At 64.9% G+C, this 19,157-nt stretch carries 11 protein-coding genes and 2 pseudogenes; 8 read left to right on the forward strand and 5 right to left on the reverse strand.

Annotation, left to right across the window (positions count from 1 at the left end; all coding sequences use genetic code 11):
* Positions 1-161: 161 nt before the first annotated feature.
* A pseudogene (locus RTY13_RS10150) lies at positions 162-287 on the forward strand (transposase); the annotation flags it as partial.
* A gap of 315 nt (positions 288-602) precedes the next feature.
* Positions 603-2,813: a nitric-oxide reductase large subunit gene (locus RTY13_RS10155; protein ID WP_312783159.1), complete on the forward strand. Its 2,211-nt coding sequence runs from the start codon at positions 603-605 to the stop codon at positions 2,811-2,813.
* Positions 2,814-2,937: 124 nt separating this feature from the next.
* Here RTY13_RS10155 and RTY13_RS10160 read toward each other — a convergent pair whose 3' ends face one another.
* The gene (locus tag RTY13_RS10160) at positions 2,938-3,630 is read right to left on the reverse strand and encodes an IS6 family transposase (protein WP_087141879.1); all 693 of its coding nucleotides are present in this window, start codon (positions 3,628-3,630) and stop codon (positions 2,938-2,940) included.
* Between the two features lie 97 nt (positions 3,631-3,727).
* On the opposite strand from RTY13_RS10160, the pseudogene RTY13_RS10165 reads away from it, so the two are divergent.
* From RTY13_RS10165 to RTY13_RS10180, 4 genes and pseudogenes are all read left to right on the forward strand, one after another.
* Positions 3,728-7,156: pseudogene (locus RTY13_RS10165) on the forward strand (hydantoinase B/oxoprolinase family protein); the annotation flags it as partial.
* A gap of 41 nt (positions 7,157-7,197) precedes the next feature.
* Positions 7,198-7,935 (forward strand): DUF969 domain-containing protein, encoded by a 738-nt coding sequence (locus tag RTY13_RS10170; RefSeq protein ID WP_312783163.1) that lies wholly within the window; start codon positions 7,198-7,200, stop codon positions 7,933-7,935.
* Positions 7,932-8,897: a DUF979 domain-containing protein gene (locus tag RTY13_RS10175; protein ID WP_312783165.1), complete on the forward strand. Its 966-nt coding sequence runs from the start codon at positions 7,932-7,934 to the stop codon at positions 8,895-8,897. The genes RTY13_RS10170 and RTY13_RS10175 overlap by 4 nt, the downstream gene beginning before the upstream one ends.
* Position 8,898: 1 nt before the next feature.
* Positions 8,899-9,906, forward strand: coding sequence for a DUF2891 domain-containing protein (locus RTY13_RS10180; RefSeq protein ID WP_312783167.1), 1,008 nt, complete (start codon positions 8,899-8,901; stop codon positions 9,904-9,906).
* Between the two features lie 64 nt (positions 9,907-9,970).
* Here RTY13_RS10180 and RTY13_RS10185 read toward each other — a convergent pair whose 3' ends face one another.
* The gene (locus RTY13_RS10185; protein WP_312783168.1) at positions 9,971-11,221 is read right to left on the reverse strand and encodes a glycosyltransferase; all 1,251 of its coding nucleotides are present in this window, start codon (positions 11,219-11,221) and stop codon (positions 9,971-9,973) included.
* 369 nt (positions 11,222-11,590) lie between these two features.
* Positions 11,591-11,785: a hypothetical protein gene (locus RTY13_RS10190; protein ID WP_312783169.1), complete on the reverse strand. Its 195-nt coding sequence runs from the start codon at positions 11,783-11,785 to the stop codon at positions 11,591-11,593.
* Here RTY13_RS10190 and RTY13_RS10195 point away from each other — a divergent pair.
* Both RTY13_RS10195 and RTY13_RS10200 read left to right on the forward strand, forming a co-directional pair.
* The gene (locus RTY13_RS10195) at positions 11,754-14,825 is read left to right on the forward strand and encodes an autotransporter outer membrane beta-barrel domain-containing protein (RefSeq protein WP_312783171.1); all 3,072 of its coding nucleotides are present in this window, start codon (positions 11,754-11,756) and stop codon (positions 14,823-14,825) included. The two genes, RTY13_RS10190 and RTY13_RS10195, sit on opposite strands and share 32 nt — an antisense overlap.
* A 289-nt stretch (positions 14,826-15,114) precedes the next feature.
* Positions 15,115-16,410, forward strand: a complete 1,296-nt coding sequence (locus RTY13_RS10200) for an integrase arm-type DNA-binding domain-containing protein (RefSeq protein WP_312783173.1) — start codon at positions 15,115-15,117, stop codon at positions 16,408-16,410.
* A 468-nt stretch (positions 16,411-16,878) separates the two neighbouring features.
* Here RTY13_RS10200 and RTY13_RS10205 read toward each other — a convergent pair whose 3' ends face one another.
* Both RTY13_RS10205 and RTY13_RS10210 read right to left on the reverse strand, forming a co-directional pair.
* Positions 16,879-17,679, reverse strand: coding sequence for a DUF3313 family protein (locus RTY13_RS10205; protein WP_312783174.1), 801 nt, complete (start codon positions 17,677-17,679; stop codon positions 16,879-16,881).
* Positions 17,680-17,908: 229 nt separating this feature from the next.
* Entirely contained in the window at positions 17,909-19,132 is a 1,224-nt protein-coding gene (locus RTY13_RS10210; RefSeq protein ID WP_409450304.1) for a class I SAM-dependent methyltransferase, read from the reverse strand.
* Positions 19,133-19,157: the final 25 nt, after the last annotated feature.

The following is a 19,157-nucleotide window of genomic DNA, read 5'->3' on the forward strand; positions in this document are numbered from 1 at the left end:
CAACAAGACGCCGATCACGCTGATGAATCCGGGTGACATAGCCAGCCTGTCACCCTGACTCGGGCCGGAAAACTCTAGCCTCGGGTGCTCCAGAAAACGGGGGCGGATCACGTTAGGGCGGACTCTAACTATTCCTGGAGGAGTTTCAGGGGGTCGCGTCAAACCGCATCGAAATCATGTTCGGTCGCCTGAAAGACTGGCGACGCGTTGCCACGCGTTATGATCGGTGCCCGAACGTCTTCCTCTCCGCCATAGCCCTCGCCGCTACAGTGCTCTTTTGGCTATGAGTCCTGAGCCTAGTGCTGACGGCCCCGTTTCTCATCACCAAGAGCATATGGTCGTCGACGATCACCCATGTGCTTCACGACTGGCTGGTATTCGGACTCTTCCTGGCGATGGGGGCCGCAGCATTTCATGGGTCGGTTTAGGTCTGGCCGTAACGCGCGGGTCTAGCCGTAAACACTTAGATCGACATGAATGTATGCGAAATTATGTTATATACGATGATACATGATTGAGAATCGGGGGACATCATGGCTACGTACGCGCACCTTTTCACGCTAAAGCGGCTGTGGCTGATCCTCGCCGTCAGCATGTTTGTGATGTTTGGAACCCTGCTGTGGTTCGGGCGCGAGATCTATCACGCGGCCCCGCCGATCCCCGAGCGGGTTCAGACAACGCAAGGCCAGACCCTTTATACTCTGGACGACATCCAGAGAGGGCAGAACGTCTGGCAGGCCATGGGCGGCATGCAGCAGGGCTCGATCTGGGGACACGGCGGTTATCTGGCCCCCGACTGGAGCGCCGACTGGCTGCACCGCGAGGCCAGCGCCCTTCTGGACATACGCGCCCGCGCCGAAGGCTCTTCTTCCTTCGCCAGTCTAACGCTACGAGAACAAGCCGCTGACGAGGCCGAGCTGCGCATCGACATGCGGCGCAACACCTATGATCCGGCCACGGGTACCGTAACGGTCACGCCTGAGCGCGCCGCTGCCATAGCCGTGGTTCAGAACCACTTCCGCGATCTTTATCAGGCGCGCACCCCCGAGGCGCAGAAGCTGCGCGTCGACTACGCCTTCCCGGTCCACACGCGCCTCTCGGACGCCGACGCCCATGCGGTCGCGGCATTCTACTTTTGGACCTCCTGGGCGGCCTCGACAGAGCGCCCCGGCAAGACCATCACCTACACCAGCAACTGGCCGCACGAGCCTCTAGTCGGAAATCAACCGACAGCCACCATCCTGCTGTGGTCGCTCATCTCGATTCTCGTCCTTCTGGGCGGTATCGGCGCGCTGGTCTGGTTCTATGCGCGCGAGTTCGACGTCTGGCGCGCCGACAGCACGCCAGACGGCGGCTTCGCCACCTTCGATTTCATGGACAAGCTGACGCTGACGCCCTCGATGCGCGCCACGGCCAAATATTTCTGGCTGGTCCTCGCCATGTTCGGCGCACAGGTTCTGTTGGGCATCGTTACCGCCCACTATCAGGTCGAGGGACAGGGCCTTTACGGCCTGCCCTTCGCCGAATACCTCCCCTATGCCGTGACCCGCACCTGGCACACGCAACTGGCTGTGTTGTGGATCGCCGTCGCCTGGCTCGCCGCCGGCCTCTATGTCGCGCCGCTGTTGTCGGGCAAGGATCCGAAGTTCCAGGTCTGGGGTGTCAACTTCCTGTTCGTCAGCCTGCTCGTCATTGTCGTCGGCTCATTCGCCGGACAATGGGCAGCTGTCAACGGCTTCTTCCGCAACCTGACCGCCAATTTCTGGTTCGGGCATCAGGGTTACGAATACACCGACCTTGGCCGCTTCTGGCAGATCTACCTCTTCATCGGCTTGATGCTGTGGGTGCTTCTGGTCCTTCGCGGTTTGTGGCCTCTGCTGCGGCGCAAGGGCGGCGTGTCTCTGATCCTGCTGGTGGCCATCTCAACCGTGGCAATCGGTCTGCTGTTTGGCGCCAGCCTGATGTGGGGCGAGAAGACCCACATCTCGATCATGGAATACTGGCGCTGGTGGGTGGTCCACCTGTGGGTCGAGGGCGTGTTCGAGGTTTTCGCGACCGCCATCGTCTCGGCGTTGCTGGTGCGTATGGGGCTGGTTCGCCCCTCCGTGGCCGCTACGGCGGTTCTGGTCGCCACCATCGTCTTCCTCAGCGGAGGCGTGCTCGGCACCTTCCACCACCTGTATTTCAGCGGTACGCCGATCGGCGTCATCGCGCTAGGTTCGGTGCTGTCGGCGCTGGAAGTGGTCCCGCTCGCGGTCGTCGGCTTCGAGGCTTACAACCGCTCCAAGCTGGAGGGCCAGAACGAGTGGGAAGAGGTCTATCACTGGCCCTTCCGCTTCTTCGCCGCCGTCCTGTTCTGGAACCTGGTCGGGGCGGGCCTCTTGGGCTTCCTGATCAACACACCGATCGCCCTCTATTACATGCAAGGGCTGAACACGACGGCCAGCCACGGCCATGCCGCCCTGTTCGGCGTCTATGGCATGCTGGGCCTGGGTCTGGTGCTCTATTGCATGCGCGGTCTGACCAATCCCCGCATCTGGAACCAGCGCCTGCTGTCTATCGCCTTCTGGTGCCTGAACATCGGCCTGGCGATGATGACTTTCCTGTCGCTGCTGCCCCAGGGCCTCTGGCAGACCTATGTGTCGTTCAACGAAAACTACGCCGCCGCACGCTCGGCCGAACTGATGCACCATCCGATCATGGAGGGGCTGGTCTGGGCACGGGTACCGGGCGACGTGGTGTTCGCCGTCGGCGTGGGTGCTTTCGTCCTTTTCGCGGTGAAAGCCTTCTGGGGGAGCCGTCGTCGCGCGTGACGGTGGTGGCACCCTTGAGCTGAGCAGGTCTTAAGTGGTTTCCGACCTGTTTGAGCAGCTCTTAGGCTCAGGGGTGCTGTCATGTTAACTGAGCGAAGTCGAAAGATCCCTACCCTGCTCATTTTCAGACCACGGCCGCCTCCCACGCGGCATTCGCTTCAGCGCGAAAGCAACGAAGTGTGGGTCTGCTGATCAAATGGCGCTGGAAGTTGAAGGTGTTGTAGATCGCGGCGTGGGTGGTGAGAAATCTCTGGGCTGAGGCTTGGGATTTGAACCTCTGATGCTGCCGCTCCCGTCGTCGGATCGGCAGATGTGAGTTCTCAACGCGGTTGTTGTCACGAAGCCTGCCAGGGCGATGCAGATGGCGCAGTTCCAACTGATCGAGTGCCGCACAGTACGAGGCCAACCCGTCCGTCGTGATGGTTTCTGGCTCGACCGGTTGATTGCGCAAAAGACGTCTGATCAGCTTCAAAGCCGCCTCTGTGTCCCGCTGGCGCTGGACAACGACGTCTAAAACCTCGCCTTCGTCGTCGACTGCGCGCCACAGATACATGCGCCGTCCTCCGATCTTGCAGACCATTTCATCGAGATGCCAACGGCCTGTCGGAGGCACTCTCCGCTTCTTGAGCCGCCGTGCAATCAGAGGCCCGAACTTGATCGTCCAGCACCGGATCGTTTCGTAGCTGACGTCAATTCCGCGTTGCGCCATCAGTTCCTCGACGTCGCGGAAGCTAAGATTGAAGCGAAAGTACAACCACACGGCATGACGGATCACTTCGCCTGGAAAGCGGTGTCGCTTAAACGATAGCGGTTTCATAAAACACCTTCTCCACCAATGGCTTGCAGCCTTCGAAGTGGAGCACCTTTAGCGTTAGACTGACAGCACCGCGCCCGCCCCTCTGGCCGAGAGTCTGGTCGACGAGGTGCGGATGGGCACTACGGTGGCGACCAACGCCCTGCTGGAACGCAAGGGCGAGCCGACCCTGTTGGCCATCACGGCGGGTTTCGGCGACGCCCTGAGGATCGGCTGGCAGGCGCGCCCCGAACTGTTCGTGCGTCACATCGTGCTGAACGATCAGCTCTATGACCGCGTCGTCGAGATAGACGAGCGCGTGACTGCCGACGGCGGGCTGGATCGGCCGATGGACGAAGCCAAGGCGCGGGCAGACTTCGCCGCAGCTCACGCCGCAGGCCTGCGCGCCGTCGCCATCGTCCTGGTCCACGGCTGGCGTTTCACCACCCATGAGAAACGGCTGGCCCAGATCGCGCGCGAGGTCGGCTTTGAACAGGTGTCGGTCAGTCACGAGGTCGGCGCCCTGATCAAGCTGATCGGGCGTGGCGACACCACGGTCGCGGACGCCTATCTGTCGCCCATCCTGCGGGCCTATGTGGACCGGGTCGGGGCCGAGCTGGGCGAGGCCACACCCTTGCAGTTCATGCAGTCGTCCGGCGGGCTGACGGCGGCCGACGCCTTCCGCGGCAAGGACGCCATCCTGTCGGGACCGGCGGGTGGTGTGGTGGCGATGGCCGAGACGGCGAAAGCCGCCGGCTTCGACCGCGTCATCGGTTTCGACATGGGCGGCACCTCTACCGACGTCTCCCACTTCGCGGGAGACTATGAGCGGACCTCGGACGCGGTGGTGGCGGGGGTGCGCCTGCGGGCGCCCATGTTGAGCATCCACACCGTGGCGGCAGGCGGCGGCTCCATCTGCCGCTTCGACGGCGGGCGTCTCAGGGTCGGGCCGGAGTCCGCCGGGGCCGTGCCAGGACCCGCCGCCTATCGTCGCGGCGGGCCGCTGACGGTGACCGACTGCAACGTCATGCTGGGCAAGCTGAGCCCCGACTTCTTCCCCGCCGTCTTCGGCCCCCACGCCGATCAACCGCTGGACGTCGAGGCGGTTCGCGCCAAGTTCGAAGCGATGGCGGCTGCAGTCGCAGCGGCGACCGGCCGCGCGGTCACGCCGGGCGACCTGGCTGAAGGCTTCGTCACCATCGCCGTGCAGAACATGGCCGAGGCGATCCGCTCCATATCGATCCAGCGCGGCTATGACGTCACCCGCTATGTGCTGAACTGCTTCGGCGGCGCGGGCGGGCAGCACGCCTGTCTGGTGGCCGACGCCCTGGGCATGACCCAAGTGCTGCTGCACCCGTTCGCGGGGGTGCTGTCGGCCTATGGCATGGGTCTGGCCGAGGTGCGCGCCATCCGCCAGACGACCGTCGCCGCGCCGCTGGGCGCCGATCAGGACACCGGGCTGGCCAACCGCGTCGCTGAACTGGCCAGCGCAGCCCGCGCCGTTCTGGAGGCCCAAGGCTTCGTCGCCGACGCCATCTCAACCATGGCCCGCGCAGAGATCAAGTTCGCCGGATCGGACACGCCGCTGGTTGTTCCGTTCGGTCCAGCCGCCGAGATGGCAGCCGCGTTCGAAGAGATGCACCGCCGCCGATTCGGCTTCTTCGCCGACGGCAAGGCCCTGGTGGTCGAGACGCTGGAGGTCGAGGCCGTCGGCCGTTCGGATCAGGCCCCGACGTCGCCGCTCGCGGCCAGCAACGCCGAACTGACCGCCGTCGTGCAGTTGACCGTCCGCATGGCCGGCCAGGACCGCGACACGCCCGTCTATCACCGCGACGTGCTGACGCCCGGCGTCGCCGTGGACGGCCCCGCCATCCTGCTGGAAGACACCGGCACCACCGTGGTCGAACCGGGCTGGCGCGCCTCGGTCGATGCCGCGGCCAACCTGCTGCTGCAACGGGTCGTCGCCCTGCCCGCCCGCACCGCCATCGGCACGGACGTCGATCCCATCATGCTGGAGGTGTTCAACAGCCGCTTCATGGCCTGCGCCGAGCAGATGGGCGAGGCCCTGCGCGCCACCGCCTATTCGGTGAACATCAAGGAGCGTCTGGACTTCTCCTGCGCCGTCTTCGACGCAGGTGGCGCCCTGATCGCCAACGCCCCGCACATCCCGGTCCACCTGGGTTCGATGGGCGAAAGCATCCGCACGGTCATCACCTCGCGCAGCGACGCGGCTGACGGGCGCGGCATGAAGCCGGGCGACGTCTATATGCTGAACGCCCCCTACAACGGCGGCACCCACCTGCCCGACATCACTGTCATCATGCCGGTGTTTCTGGACAGCGACGACGTCCCCGCCTTCTTCGTCGCCGCCCGCGGCCACCATGCCGACGTAGGCGGGATCACGCCCGGCTCCATGCCCGCCTCGTCGCGCAGCGTGGACGAAGAAGGCGTGCTGATCGACGACTTCCTGCTGGTGGATGCCGGCACGCTTTGCGAGACCGAGACCCGCGCGTTGTTCGCCTCCGGTCCCTGGCCGTCGCGCAACGTCGACCAAAACCTGGCCGACCTGAAGGCCCAGGTCGCCGCCTGCACGCGCGGCGCCGATGAACTGATCCGCATGACCGGCGAGTTCGGACGCACCGTCGTCTCCGCCTACATGGGACACGTTCAGGACAACGCCGAAGAGGCCGTCCGTCGCGCCATCGCCGCCCTGAAACCCGGCGCCTTCGCCTATGAGATGGATGACGGCGCCGTCATCCGCGTCCGCATCGACGTGGACGTCGCCAACCGTAGCGCGGTCGTGGACTTCACCGGCACCAGCGACCAACTGCCGACCAATTTCAACGCGCCGCTGTCGATTGCACGGGCGGCCACCCTCTATGTCTTCCGCACCCTGGTGGACGACGCTATTCCGCTGAACGAAGGCTGTCTGAAGCCCATCGAACTGATCGTGCCGGAAGGCTCGATGCTCAACCCACGCTATCCGGCGGCGGTCGTGGCGGGCAATGTCGAGGCCAGTCAGGCCGTGGTGGATACGCTGTACGGCGCGCTGGGCGTCCTGGCCTCCAGCCAGGGGACGATGAACAACTTCACCTTCGGCGACGAGGCGCGTCAGTATTACGAGACCATCGCCGGGGGATCGGGCGCAGGGCCGGACTTTGCTGGGACCAGCGCGGTCCAGACCCACATGACCAACAGCCGCCTGACTGACCCCGAGGTGCTGGAAACCCGCTACCCCGTCCTGCTCGAAGAATTTTCGATCCGGCGCGGCTCGGGCGGCAACGGGCGTTGGCATGGCGGCGACGGGACGGTGCGGCGCGTGCGCTTCCTGGAGCCTATGACCGCGGCCATCCTGTCCAACCACCGCCGCGTGCCGCCATTCGGCGTCGCCGGCGGCGAACCCGGCGCGGTCGGGATCAACCAGGTCGAGCGGGCGGACGGCGCGGTCGAGGCTCTGGCCGCCACCGCCGAGGTCGCCATGCACCCCGGCGACGTCTTTGTCATCGAGACGCCCGGCGGCGGCGGCTTCGGCGCAAAAGACGCTTCCTGAGCCGACCGAACCGCGCAACCCTTCGTCGGGGAGGACGAACCATGCTGGTGCTTTTTGGGATACTGATCGTGGTCGGGGGCTTTGTCGCCCGGATCAATCCGTTGGTGGTCATTCTGGTCGCCGCGATCGCCACCGGGGTGCTGGCGGCAGTCGGTCCGGGCGTGGATGCGCAGGGTCTGCTGACCGCCGGGATCGACACGATTGCGCGCTTTGGTCAGGCCTTCAACGACAACCGCTACTTCCACATCACCTGGCTGGTGCTGCCAGTGATCGGCCTGCTGGAACGCGCGGGACTGCAGGAACGCGCGCGTGATCTGGTCACCAAGGTCAAGGCGGCGACGGCCGGACGGCTGATGCTGATCTATCTGCTGGTGCGTCAGGCGACCTCGGCCCTGGGGCTGACCTCACTGGGCGGTCACCCGCAGATGGTCCGCCCCCTGATCGCCCCCATGGCCGAGGGCGCCGCCGAGACCCAGCATGGCCCCCTAACTGACAAGGCCCGTTTCCGCATTCGCGGCATGGCGGCGGGCACCGACAATATCGGACTGTTTTTCGGCGAGGACATCTTCATCGCCATCGGCTCCATCGTCCTGATCGTCGGCTTCCTGGAACAGGCGGGCATCCGGGTCGAGGCCCTGCACGTCTCCCTGTGGGCCATCCCCACCGCCATCATCGCCTTCATCGTCCACGGCGCGCGGCTGGTGATGTTTGACCGGCAGGTGAAGAAGGACATGGCCGCGCCGGATGTCGCCGATGACGCATCGGAGACGGGCCAATGATCACGCTGGAGCACGCCTATATCGCCACGGGGCTGATGTTCGCAGCCTTCTCCATCCTCAGCCTGCGTGATCCGCTGAACCCGACGCGGTTCCGCAGCGCCCTGTTCTGGGGCCTGATCGCCCTGTCGATGCTCTTCGGCTCCTGGCTGGGCGGTCTGGGCAACGGCCTGCTGGTCATCGCCCTGGTGGTCATCGGAGCCTCGGGCAAGCTGGGCGTCGGCGAGCCCGCCACCACCACCTCCGAACAGCGCCAGGCCGGCGCCGCGCGCTGGAAGAACGCCCTGTTCGTCCCTGCCTTGATGGTGCCTCTGGTGGCCGTCGGCGGCACCTTGCTGGCCAAGCACACCCCCGCCGGGGCCTGGTTGATTTCGCCGGTGCAGACGACGCTGATCTCGCTGGGTCTGGGCTGCGTCGTGGCCCTGGTCGCGGCCATGGTCTGGTTCCGCCCTCCAGTTATGGCCCCAGTGCAGGAAGGGCGCCGCCTGATGGACTCCATCGGCTGGGCCGCGCTTCTGCCGCAGATGCTGGCCTCGCTGGGCGCGGTGTTTCTGGCCGCCGATGTCGGGCAGGTGGTGGGCGACCTGATCGCGCGGGTCATCCCCATGACCTCGGCCTTCCTGGCCGTCTTCGCCTACTGCGCGGGCATGGCCCTGTTCACCATCATCATGGGCAATGCGTTTGCCGCCTTCCCCGTCATGACCGCCGCCATCGGCCTGCCCATCGTGGTGCATCAGTTCGGCGGCGATCCGGCCATCGTCTGCGCCATTGGCATGTTGGCCGGCTTCTGCGGAACCCTGATGACGCCCATGGCGGCCAACTTCAACGTGGTGCCGGCCAACCTGCTGGAACTACCCGACCGCAATTCGCCTTTGAACGGCGTCATCCGCGCCCAGATCCCCACGGCCGCCATCATGCTCGTGGCCAATATGCTGCTGATGTACTTCCTGGCCTTCAGGTTCTGACATGACCCAGATCGACGCTGTTCTCGCCTCCCGCTTCGCCGCCACGGCGCTCGGCCATGTAACGCGGGAATACCCGAACCACATCATGCATGTGCTGACGGGACCGCAGGACGCCCGCACCCCGCGAGACATGCACCCGATCTTCTTCGGCAGCTTCGACTGGCATTCCTGTGTCCACGGCTGGTGGACACTGTTCACCCTCTATCGCCAGCATCCCGACATGGCCGAAGCGGCGCAAATCCGCGCCCTGGCCGACGACCTGTTCACGGCTGAAAAGCTCGCGGGCGAGGCCGCCTATCTGGCGCGGCCCGAAGCCAGAGGCTTCGAGCGTCCCTACGGCTGGGCCTGGCTGCTGATGCTGTCCGCCGAGCTGGAGCGTCACGACACGCCCGAAGGCCGCGGCTGGGCCGAGATCCTGCGCCCGCTGGCGCAGATTTTTGCCGAACGCTTCAAGGCCTTCCTGCCGCTGGCCGATTATCCGGTGCGCGTCGGGACGCATTACAACACGGCCTTCGCCCTGCGGCTGACGCTGGACTACGCCGAGGCCCACGACGCCGATCTGGCCGCAGCCTGTCGCGCGGCCGCCCTGCGCTGGCACGCCGAGGATCGCGACTGTCAGGCCTGGGAGCCGTCGCAAGACGAGTTCCTGTCGCCGGCCCTGATGGAGGTGGTGCTGATGCGGCGCGTCCTGCCCGGGGCCGAGTTCCGCGGCTGGTTTGACGCCTTCCTGCCGCGCCTGACCGAAGGTCAGCCAGCCACCCTGCTGGCCCCCGCCCGCGTCAGCGACCGCACGGACGGCAAGATCGCCCATCTGGACGGGTTGAATCTGAGCCGAGGCTGGTGCTGGCGCGAAATCGTCGCCGCTCTGCCGGACGCCGACCCCCGCCGCACCGTCGGGAGAAAGGCGGCGGCTGTTCACCTCGACGCCGCCCTGCCCCACGTCACCGGCGACTATATGGGCGAGCACTGGCTGGCCAGCTTCGCCCTGCTGGCCCTGCTGGCGTCCTGATCAAGGCTCGACCACCTGAGTTGCAGCCCAATCGTGCAACTGACTGGCCCCGTTTTAGACGGACCTAGTTTAGCGGGGCGACGTCCTGCGGCATCAGGAATTCCGAGCGACCGCTCAACTCGCCGTAAAGCGTCGCGAGATCCTCGAAAACACGATTCCAGGCGAACTGCTCAACCATCTTCGTGCGGGCCGCTTGGCCCAGAGCCTCGATATCCCGCTCGAACAGAGCTTCAATGGCTTCGGCGTAATCCGCCGGATCGGCAGAAACTGCCAACTGCCCCACGCTCGAATCAACCGTCTCGGCGACCCCGCCGGCATCAACGCCCACGACCGGCCTCCCGCATGCCATGGCCTCCAGCACGATCAGGCCGAACGGCTCCTTATCGTTGGCGTGAACAAAGGCGTCGCAGCTTGCGATGATCCGCGCCACTGCCTTGGGGTCCTTCTCATAGGGCAGAGAAATGACGCGATCCTCCGGAGGCATGCCAGCCCCCGCCCCGACCAACACCAGATGGTACGGCGCGCCCAGGCGCTGAACCGCATCAATCAGGACATCGACATTCTTCTCCTTGGCCGGCCGCCCTGCGAAGCATAGCAGGCGCGCATCGGCCCCCAGGCCCAACTTCTTCAGCAGCCATTCGCGATCGCGGCGATCGGGCCGGAAAGTATCGACCTCGACCCCCAGGGGACGGATCACAATGTCGCCCACCCCCGCTTCTTCGAGGCGGCGGGCGATAAAGCGGCTGGGCGAAACCACGCGGTCGAACTGGGAAAACAGCCTCGCCCAGCGTTTCTCTACCGGCTTCTTGGCCCATTCGCCGAAATGCAGCGCAGCCAATCCGGCCGGGTCCGAGTGGCAGAACCCGACGACCGGGCACCCTGCCCGTTGCCCAGCCTCGAGCGCGCCCTGCCCCGGCGTATAGGGATCGCCCGCTTCGATGACCGCCGGGTTCATGGAGGCCACCCAGGCGCCCCAGCGCCGCACCGAACTGGGCCAGCGATAGCCGTCGCCGAAAGGCAGCTTGGCGGCATGGAGTTGGACGATACCGTCAACGCCCGCCTTATGCTTGGCGCCCGGCACCACCAGGGTATGAGCCACCGAGGGCCGGTTTGCCTCGAGCCAGGTCTTCTTCGAGAGCAGGTAGCGTTTCACCCCGCCCGAGCGGGGCGCAAACAACATGGTGGTGTCCACCAGCCTCGGACGCGGGTCGACCGTAGAGGCTTTCAGCAGGCGGAGCGTTTCGGCGACTTCCTCATCCAACCCAGGGAAAAGCCGCAGCTCGCTTTCCTGAACGTCGATGTCATTCATGCTCATGGAATGTGCCCTTCCAGAACTTGACGCCGCAATGCGACTAGCTCGGCCTTGATTGCGACGCGCACGTTTGGAACTCACCATGAATCGCCCCTAGCGCCGGAAACTGCTCCGCTCAAGCATCCATTTTCATCAACGGCGCTGCATCCCTGCGAAACGTAGGTTTTCATGTACCGTTCACCTTGCCGGCGTTACGCACGGCCTTGCATTCGCCTCAAATTCGAGAAACTTGGGGCATGGTGTCGCCGAGCCTGATAGAGGGGCGGCTGGCGTCCTTGCGCGTGTGTCCACGAGGGGTTTCTAACTAATGCGTATTCTGCTTGCGACCGCAGTGGCGATCGCCCCCTTGATGGTTGCCGCTGGCGCTCAGGCTCAGACCACGTCGGAGACCGTGATTTCAACGGCTCGGACCACGCCGATCACGACGTCCAATGCAACCGGCACGGCCGCGGACAATATCCGAATCTCCAGCGGAGGATCGGTTTCCGTCACAAGCGGCGCCGCAGTAACCGTCGATTCCAGCAATAGCCTGGATATGGACAACGGCTCCTCGATCTCGATGGCCAAGGCGGCGGACGGATCAGTCGGCGTCTTGGCGCAAGGCGGAACGACCGGTGCGATCACCATCGGCGGCACGATCTCCCTCACGGACGATATCGACGAATACACCGACACAGACAAAGACGGTGACCCCGACGGCCCCTTCGCCTCGGGCCAGAATCGCTATGGCGTACGCGTCATCGGATCGAGCCCGAAAGCAGGCGATATCCTCGTCGAATCCAGCGGCTCGATTCTGGTTGAGGGCAACAATTCCTACGGCCTCTCGCTCGAAGCGCCTCTGGAGGGCAAGCTAACCAGCTTCGGGACGATCACCGTCACGGGCAATGACACCCGTGGCATCAGCATTTCAGGCCCGGTGACGGGCGACGTCAACATCCTTGGGTCGGTGTCGGCGCGTGGAGAGAACGCAGTCGGGATCGCCGTGGACGGAGACGTCGATGGTCGGCTGAACTTCCAGGGAACCGTCACGGCCACCGGCTACCGCTACACCACCCGTCCCGCGAACAAGCCGACCAGCGGCACGGTTCCAACCGAAACACTCTTCCTCGAGAACCTCGACGCCGACGATCTGCTGCAAGGCGGTCCGGCGGTGAGCATTACGGCCAACGCGTCCAAAGGCGTGCTGTTCGACGCCGCCCCCTCCTATGGCTCGGCGGGTATTGAAGGCGACGACGACGGCGACAGCGTCAAGAACGGCGATGAGGACGATGACGGCGACGGCGTCAAGAATCGTGAAGACCCGGATCGCGACGGCGATGGCCTTCCCGACGCCAATGAAACCGCCGCCAAGATCACCTCCTATGGCGGCGCCCCGGCCGTGGTCATCGGCTCGACGGACAATACCGTCAATCTTGGCGTCGCAGGCGCCGGATCCAACGCCTACGGCTTTGTGAACCGCGGCGAAATTTTCGGCATCGGCGTCTATGACGACGTTGCATCCACAGGTCTGCAGTTTGGCGTCGCCGGCGGCCAGGCGGTGACTATCGAGGGCGGCGTCCGGAACGAAGGCTCGGTCGCCGTTCTCGCCAACAACGCAGACGCCACCGCCATCCGCTTCGCCCAGGGCGCCAGCACGCCGACCCTGATCAACACGGGCACCATCAGCGCGGCCGCCGCGACTGACGCCGCCGATCAGATCACGGCCATCCGCATCGAAGCCGGCGCCAATGTCGCCTCGATCGACAACGACGGAACGATCTCCGCAACGACGGGGGGCGGCACGGGCAACACGACCGCTATCGCCGACCTGAGCGGCAGCCTGACGTCGATCACGAACACTCGCTCCATCCAGGCCAATGTTTCGCCGAACGACGCCGGCGATCCGATCACCGGCAAGGCGACGGCAATCGATGTCAGCGCCAACACTTCTGGCTTCACCTACACCCAGAAAGGCATTGCCGGTACGGCGACGACGTCCGACCCGGATACGGACGGCGACGGTGTCCCGAATTCGCGCGAACCCACGACTTACGGCGACATCAAGCTGGGATCGGGCGCCGACCTCCTCGACATTCAAAACGGCGTGGTTCAGGGCGACATTTCGTTCGGCGCGGGCGCGGATCGTCTATCGATTTCGGGCGGTGCGATCGTGCGCGGCGCTATCAGCAACACCGACGGCTTGCTGGATATCGATATTTCAAAGGGTACGCTCGACGCTCGCCAGAGCGGCGTAACCACCATCAGCAATCTCAACATCGGCGCTGACGGAGACCTGATCGTTACGCTCGACCCTGCTGCAGGCGGGAACAGCGGCTTCAAGGTCGATGGAACGGCCAATCTGGCGGCAGGCGCAGGACTGGGCGTTCGTTTCAATTCCCTGCTGCAAGACCCCACCCGGTTCACCATCATCGACGCCAATACCCTCAACGTCGGCGCTATCGACGCTGACGCCGTGCAGGCCAACTCTCCCTACGCCTTTGTGGTCAAGGCTGGCGCTGATATCGCGGCCGGCGAAGTCTATGTCGATGCCCGCCGTCGCACCGCCGAGGAAGCCGGCATGATCGATGTCGAGGCGGCGGCCTATGATTCGATCTATGCGGCGCTCGACAAGAACGAAGCGATTCGGAACGCCGTCCTGGGACAAACAGGCCGAGACGATTTCTTCAACCTTTACGAACAGATGCTGCCTGATCACTCGGGCGGCCCCCTGCTCTCCCTGGCCAGCGGCGTTGACGCCGTCACCCGCGCGCTGACCGGCCGCAACGCCTCAGCAACCCCGGGCGAGACCAGCGCCTGGGTGCAGGAGATCAACTTCTACGCCGACAAGGATAAGACAGACTCCTACGGCTTCCGCTCGGAAGGCTTCGGTCTCGCTGGCGGTGTAGAACGCGGCACCAGCATGGGGGCTGTCGGGCTTTCTGTCGCCTTCACCTCGTCGGACCTGGAAGATCCCGAAGCTGCGGCAGAAGAGGTCCTGTCGGCCAACCTGCTTGAGCTGGGCCTCTACTGGCGGGCTCAGGGGCAATATTGGACGACATGGGCGCGCGCTGCTGGCGGCTACGCCTCGTTCAACGCGACCCGCAAGCTGGTCGCCGACGGGCTCAACCTGAAGAATGAATCCGACTGGCACGGCTTCACCCTGGCCGCAGCCGGCGGCGCCTCCTACGAGCGCCACTTCGGCCGTTTGAACATCCGTCCCGAAATCTACGGCGAGTATTTCTCGCTGAGCGAAGACGCCCGCACTGAAAAAGGCGGCGGCGACGGCTTCGACCTCGAGATCGATGAACGCGACGGCCACATGTTCTCCGGCGTCGCCGCCGTGAACATCGGCTACGGCTTCGGCAAGGACGGCTGGATTCGCCCTGAACTCCGCGCCGGTTGGCGCCAGAACTTCTCGGTCGACGCTGGCTCGACCATCGCCCGCTTCGCCTCCGGCGGCGACGCCTTCACCCTGGATCCCGCTAGCATCGAAGGCGGCGGCCCCATCCTTGGCTTCCGCCTGAACGTAGGCAATGATCTGGGCTTGCTCTCAATCACCGGCGACGCCGAACTGCTCGAGGACTATGTCCGCTACACCCTGCTTCTGCGGGCCAGCTTCAAGTTCTGATCAGGTTTCGACCGAGCAGCAAAAAGGCCGCCGAGTTCGCCCGGCGGCCTTTTTGGTGATGGTAGGCGGCGACGGGTTCGAACCGCCGACCCTCTCGGTGTAAATCGCCCCGAATGCCATTTCAGGGTGTTTCATCGCATTACAATATAGTCCTAAGTTCCTGAATATATTGAAGTTGGCATTTGCACGCCTGTGCACCGGTTTGCATCGAATCTTGCACCAACTGCCCCCCTATTGCCCCCCTAGATGGTAGGCTGGCGGCGTCTGATTTGCTCAGGACGCTGCTGCGATGCCAAGCCAGGTCATCATCACGACCGATCGCCAGATCGCCGGCCTAAAGCCGCTCGAGTGTCGATTCGAGCGCCGGGTTTCTGGCGCGCGAGGCCTCAGCGTCAGAGTATGGCCGTCGGGCCTGAAGCAGTTCGAGGTGCGATTCGCGATCAAAGACGGACCTCGACGGCGTGTGATCCTCGGCGACTATCCGGAAGTGTCGCTCGCCGACGCCCGGCAAAAGGCGACGGAACTCAGGTTGGAACTTCTCAAGGGCGTCGACCCCGTAGCGGCGCGCGCCGCCGCCCAGCTTCCTGCCCCGCCGCAGGAACCTTTAGACGAAGTCGCGCAGACCTACTGGGCTGCAGCGGAGTTGGGTCTGCATGGCGGCCGCCGAAGACCTAAACGCCCTCGAACGATCGCCAACGAGCGCCACCTTTGGAAGCGTCATATCTCGTCTTCCCTCGGCACGACTGAGCCACGCAATTTGAAGCGCGCGGAGGTCAAGACCTTCATGCGTTCGCTCGTGACCGAGCGGCGCCTCTCCGCCGCCAGCGCGGCTTCGATTGGCGGGCTTCTTCACAGCGTCATGGCCTTCTGTGTTCAGGAAGAGATGGTCGACGCCAACCCCGTGGTCGGGCTTGCTCGACCTTTGGCCCTGGTTTCCCGCGACCGGATGCTGGACGACGCCGGACTGAGGCTGGTCTGGGACATTGCGCGGGACGGCGTACAGCCGCGGCCGCCGGGCTACCTCAACATAGGCCTTGCAGCACGGCCGGAGCCCGTAATGGCGCTCGCTATCCAGTTGCTCATGCTCACCCTGACGCGCCGCAATGAAGTCGCGGGTGCGCGCAAGTCAGAGTTCGACCTGGACGCCGCGCTCTGGGTGATCCCGGCGAACCGGGCCAAGGCCAATCATCAGCACGTCGTCCCCTTGAGCCCTCAGGCTCTGTCCGTGCTTGCGGCGGCGTTTGCGCTCGATCCCGACAGCCCCTTCGTTTTCCCCTCCCCGCGCGTCGCCGATCAATGCATTGACGAGCAGGCGATCACGCGAACCTTTTCCCGCATCTTCGAGCGTAGAAAACTACCGCTCCGATCGCCTCACGATGTCCGGCGAACGGGTGCGACCACCTTGACGGGGCGCTACGGCGTCACCCGTTTCATTGTCGGGCTCGTTCTCGGCCATACCCCAAAAGAGGGCGCCGCAGTCACGGCCGTCTATGACCGTCACACCTATATACCGGAGAAGCGCTGCGCTCTCGTCAAATGGTCGGAGCACCTTACCGGAACGCGATCCGATGCAGCTTCTGCTTAGGTTGCCGACGAGGCTGTTGCTCCCAGGAGAACCGAGGATCTGGCGGCGGCCAAGGTCCGTGCACTCGCGCTCTGCGCTGACGGCAGGGCGCAGCAGGCGGTGCTGACGATGTGCATGGCGGCTAGTCGGGAGGGCTCGGTATCACAGACTCACCTGGATTTACTGTCAGCCGTCGGCCTGGACCTCGCCAGCCGCAATGACTGGTCGGATCTGGAGGCGTGGATCAACGGCTTTGGCTGAAGGGTGAAATCGAAACCTGGGGACGTTCGGCCAGACCCCGATCAGGCGCCCATCGGCTGATCTGTGACGCGTGGTTTCTGGGGCACGCTCGCCATTGCCGTCACAGCAGGCAGTGGCCGCCTTTTCGGCGTCGCCGCCTGAGTCAAAGGCATCCCGCAACTGTCCGCAGCGGCCAGCCTCCTTCCAGGAGCGCGGGCTCACCCGGGCTGCTCCTGATGAGCCACACGATCAGTCGCTGTTCGCTTCGCTTTCAGGAGCCCGCCGCCCGCCGCTCAGACCGGGTTCGTACAGGCCCGTGGCGATGCCGGCGAGGATCCCTTCGACCCGTACGCGCGGACCGAACCGCCGACAGGGATCCAGGTCAGGTCTCGGGCGCAACGCACGGTCACTGGGCGCAAGGGCGTCGCCTACCATGTCGCCCAGGGGCTCCGCCAGTTGATGAGCATCGCCGATGCGCGACAGCGACGGCTTGTCGGTGCCCACCACCATGGCGTCGCGTCGCCAGACAATGGCGGCGGCCTGGCGACCGTCCGGCGCCAGCAACTCGGCCTCCGCGCCGAGGCCGCCCGTGCCGCCGGGCGCCCTCACCTTGATCGGACCGGGGATGAAGAAGTTGGCGACGGCAGCCGCCGCCGAGCCGGCCTGATGCGTCGGCCGGATATAGGTGACGCCGACGCGCACCGTTCCGGCCTGGGGATCGGGTTGTTCCAAAATCTCGAACCGCTCGCTCAATTCGTAGCAGAGCTGCCGATCCACCTCGTTCATCACCGCGCGCCTGTCGTCATCCGAAAGCACTGGATCCTTGACGCCGAAGACCTCGGCGGGCGCCACCCACAGCCGGGTGATGCTGGAAGCCAGGGCCTCGTCCCGCCGCTGCGAGACCGAGGCGCGCACCACGTCCGTTCTGGGCGCCAGGCCTTCGTAGGTCGTCAGAAAGCCAGTGTGCGACGGCGCGGCGCCGCTGGCGCAGGCCCCCGTGGCCATGGCCAGAACCGCCGCCCCCATCCCGCGAAACCCCTTGCCGGCCATCCTCGTCTCTCCCTCTTCTGCGGGGGAATACGCACGGATTGAGTGATCAGATTTACGGCAGATGCCGGGTCGATCGCGGGCGTGCGGGTCATGATGGTCGCCTTGACCGCATCCGAGGGGTTCGCCGTCCGGCTCATCAGCCACAGATACCGGCCGGACGGCTCGCCGGCCGCGACGACGAGGAGAATGGACGCGCGTCTCAAAGCCATCGGGAATCCACGGTTGAGGATCAGGCGCGCTGCAGGGCCATCTGGATCACATCGGTACGGCCCGACCGGAAGCCGGCCTCGCAGTAGGCGAGGTAGAAGCGCCAGAGGCGATGGAAGCGGTCATCGAAGCTCGCCTCCGTCCTGACGATCTCGCACCAGGCGCTTTCGAAGCGTCGGGCCCATTCGGCGAGGGTCTCGGCGTAGTCGCCGCCGAAACGCACGATCCCCGCCTCGACCAGGCCCGCGCCGGAGATGTCAGGCGCCATCCGCGCTTCGGACGGCAGGCAGCCTCCGGGAAAAACATACTTCTGGATGAAGTCTGTACGCGCGTCATACTCGTCGAACAGGTCGTCCTGAATGGTGATGATTTGCAGGCCCGCGCGGCCGCCGGGCGTCAGCACCTCATGGACCTTCTGGAAATAGGTCGGCCAGTACTCGCGCCCGACCGCCTCGAACATCTCGATCGAGGCGACGCGGTCGAACCGGCCCTCCACATCGCGATAGTCGATCAGGCGAATGTCGGCACGCTCGGCCAGCCCCGCCTCGAACAGGCGACGGCGCGCATAGTCATGTTGCTCTCGCGAGATGGTGACGCCGGTGACGACCGCCCCGACCTCGCGCGCCGCGAACTCGGCGAAACCGCCCCAGCCACAGCCGATTTCAAGCACGCTATGCCCCGGCTGCAGGTCCATCATCCGCGCCAGAGAAACGTACTTGGCCCGCTGCGCATCTTGCAACGACTGCCCCGGCCGCTCGTAACGGGCCGACGAATAGGTCATCGAAGGGTCCAGCCAGGCCCCGTAGAAAGCATTGCCGAGGTCGTAGTGGGCGTGGATGTTCCGGCGCGAGCCGCATCGACTGTTCCGGTTCAACCGATGCCCGAGCCAGTTGACCAAGTTCATCACCGGATTGCCGTCAAACAGGCGTCGGATGTGGTCGTAGTTGTTGACCAGGGTCTCCAGCAGGATCGCCAGATCGGGGGTGTCCCACTCGCCCGCCATGTACCCTTCTGCAAAGCCGATATCCCCGCTTTTCAGCACGCGCGCGGCGAACCGAGGGTCGCGGATGGTCAGGACCGCGGCGTGGCCGGGGTCACTGCCTGTCAACTGATGGCGCGCGCCGTCGGGCAGGACGACGGTCAGCCGCCCCCAGGTCCAGTTGGCGGATAGCAGGCGCATAACCAGGGCGAAAACCGGAGACGCCGTCCGCCTGTCGTTTCGTTCGCCATAAAAGGTGGTGGTCATGAGATCAGACGACTCTTGCGCGGAG

Source organism: Brevundimonas sp., assembly GCF_032055285.1.
Lineage (GTDB): Bacteria > Pseudomonadota > Alphaproteobacteria > Caulobacterales > Caulobacteraceae > Brevundimonas.

Coding starts and splice junctions, on each gene's coding strand:
- RTY13_RS10155 (WP_312783159.1), top strand. CDS start 603: ATGTTTGGAACCCTGCTGTGGTTCGGGCGCGAGATCTATCACGCGGCC.
- RTY13_RS10160 (WP_087141879.1), bottom strand. CDS start 3,630: ATGAAACCGCTATCGTTTAAGCGACACCGCTTTCCAGGCGAAGTGATC.
- RTY13_RS10205 (WP_312783174.1), bottom strand. CDS start 17,679: ATGGCCGGCAAGGGGTTTCGCGGGATGGGGGCGGCGGTTCTGGCCATG.
- RTY13_RS10175 (WP_312783165.1), top strand. CDS start 7,932: ATGATCACGCTGGAGCACGCCTATATCGCCACGGGGCTGATGTTCGCA.
- RTY13_RS10210 (WP_409450304.1), bottom strand. CDS start 19,132: ATGACCACCACCTTTTATGGCGAACGAAACGACAGGCGGACGGCGTCT.
- RTY13_RS10200 (WP_312783173.1), top strand. CDS start 15,115: ATGCCAAGCCAGGTCATCATCACGACCGATCGCCAGATCGCCGGCCTA.
- RTY13_RS10180 (WP_312783167.1), top strand. CDS start 8,899: ATGACCCAGATCGACGCTGTTCTCGCCTCCCGCTTCGCCGCCACGGCG.
- RTY13_RS10195 (WP_312783171.1), top strand. CDS start 11,754: ATGGACAACGGCTCCTCGATCTCGATGGCCAAGGCGGCGGACGGATCA.
- RTY13_RS10170 (WP_312783163.1), top strand. CDS start 7,198: ATGCTGGTGCTTTTTGGGATACTGATCGTGGTCGGGGGCTTTGTCGCC.
- RTY13_RS10185 (WP_312783168.1), bottom strand. CDS start 11,221: ATGAGCATGAATGACATCGACGTTCAGGAAAGCGAGCTGCGGCTTTTC.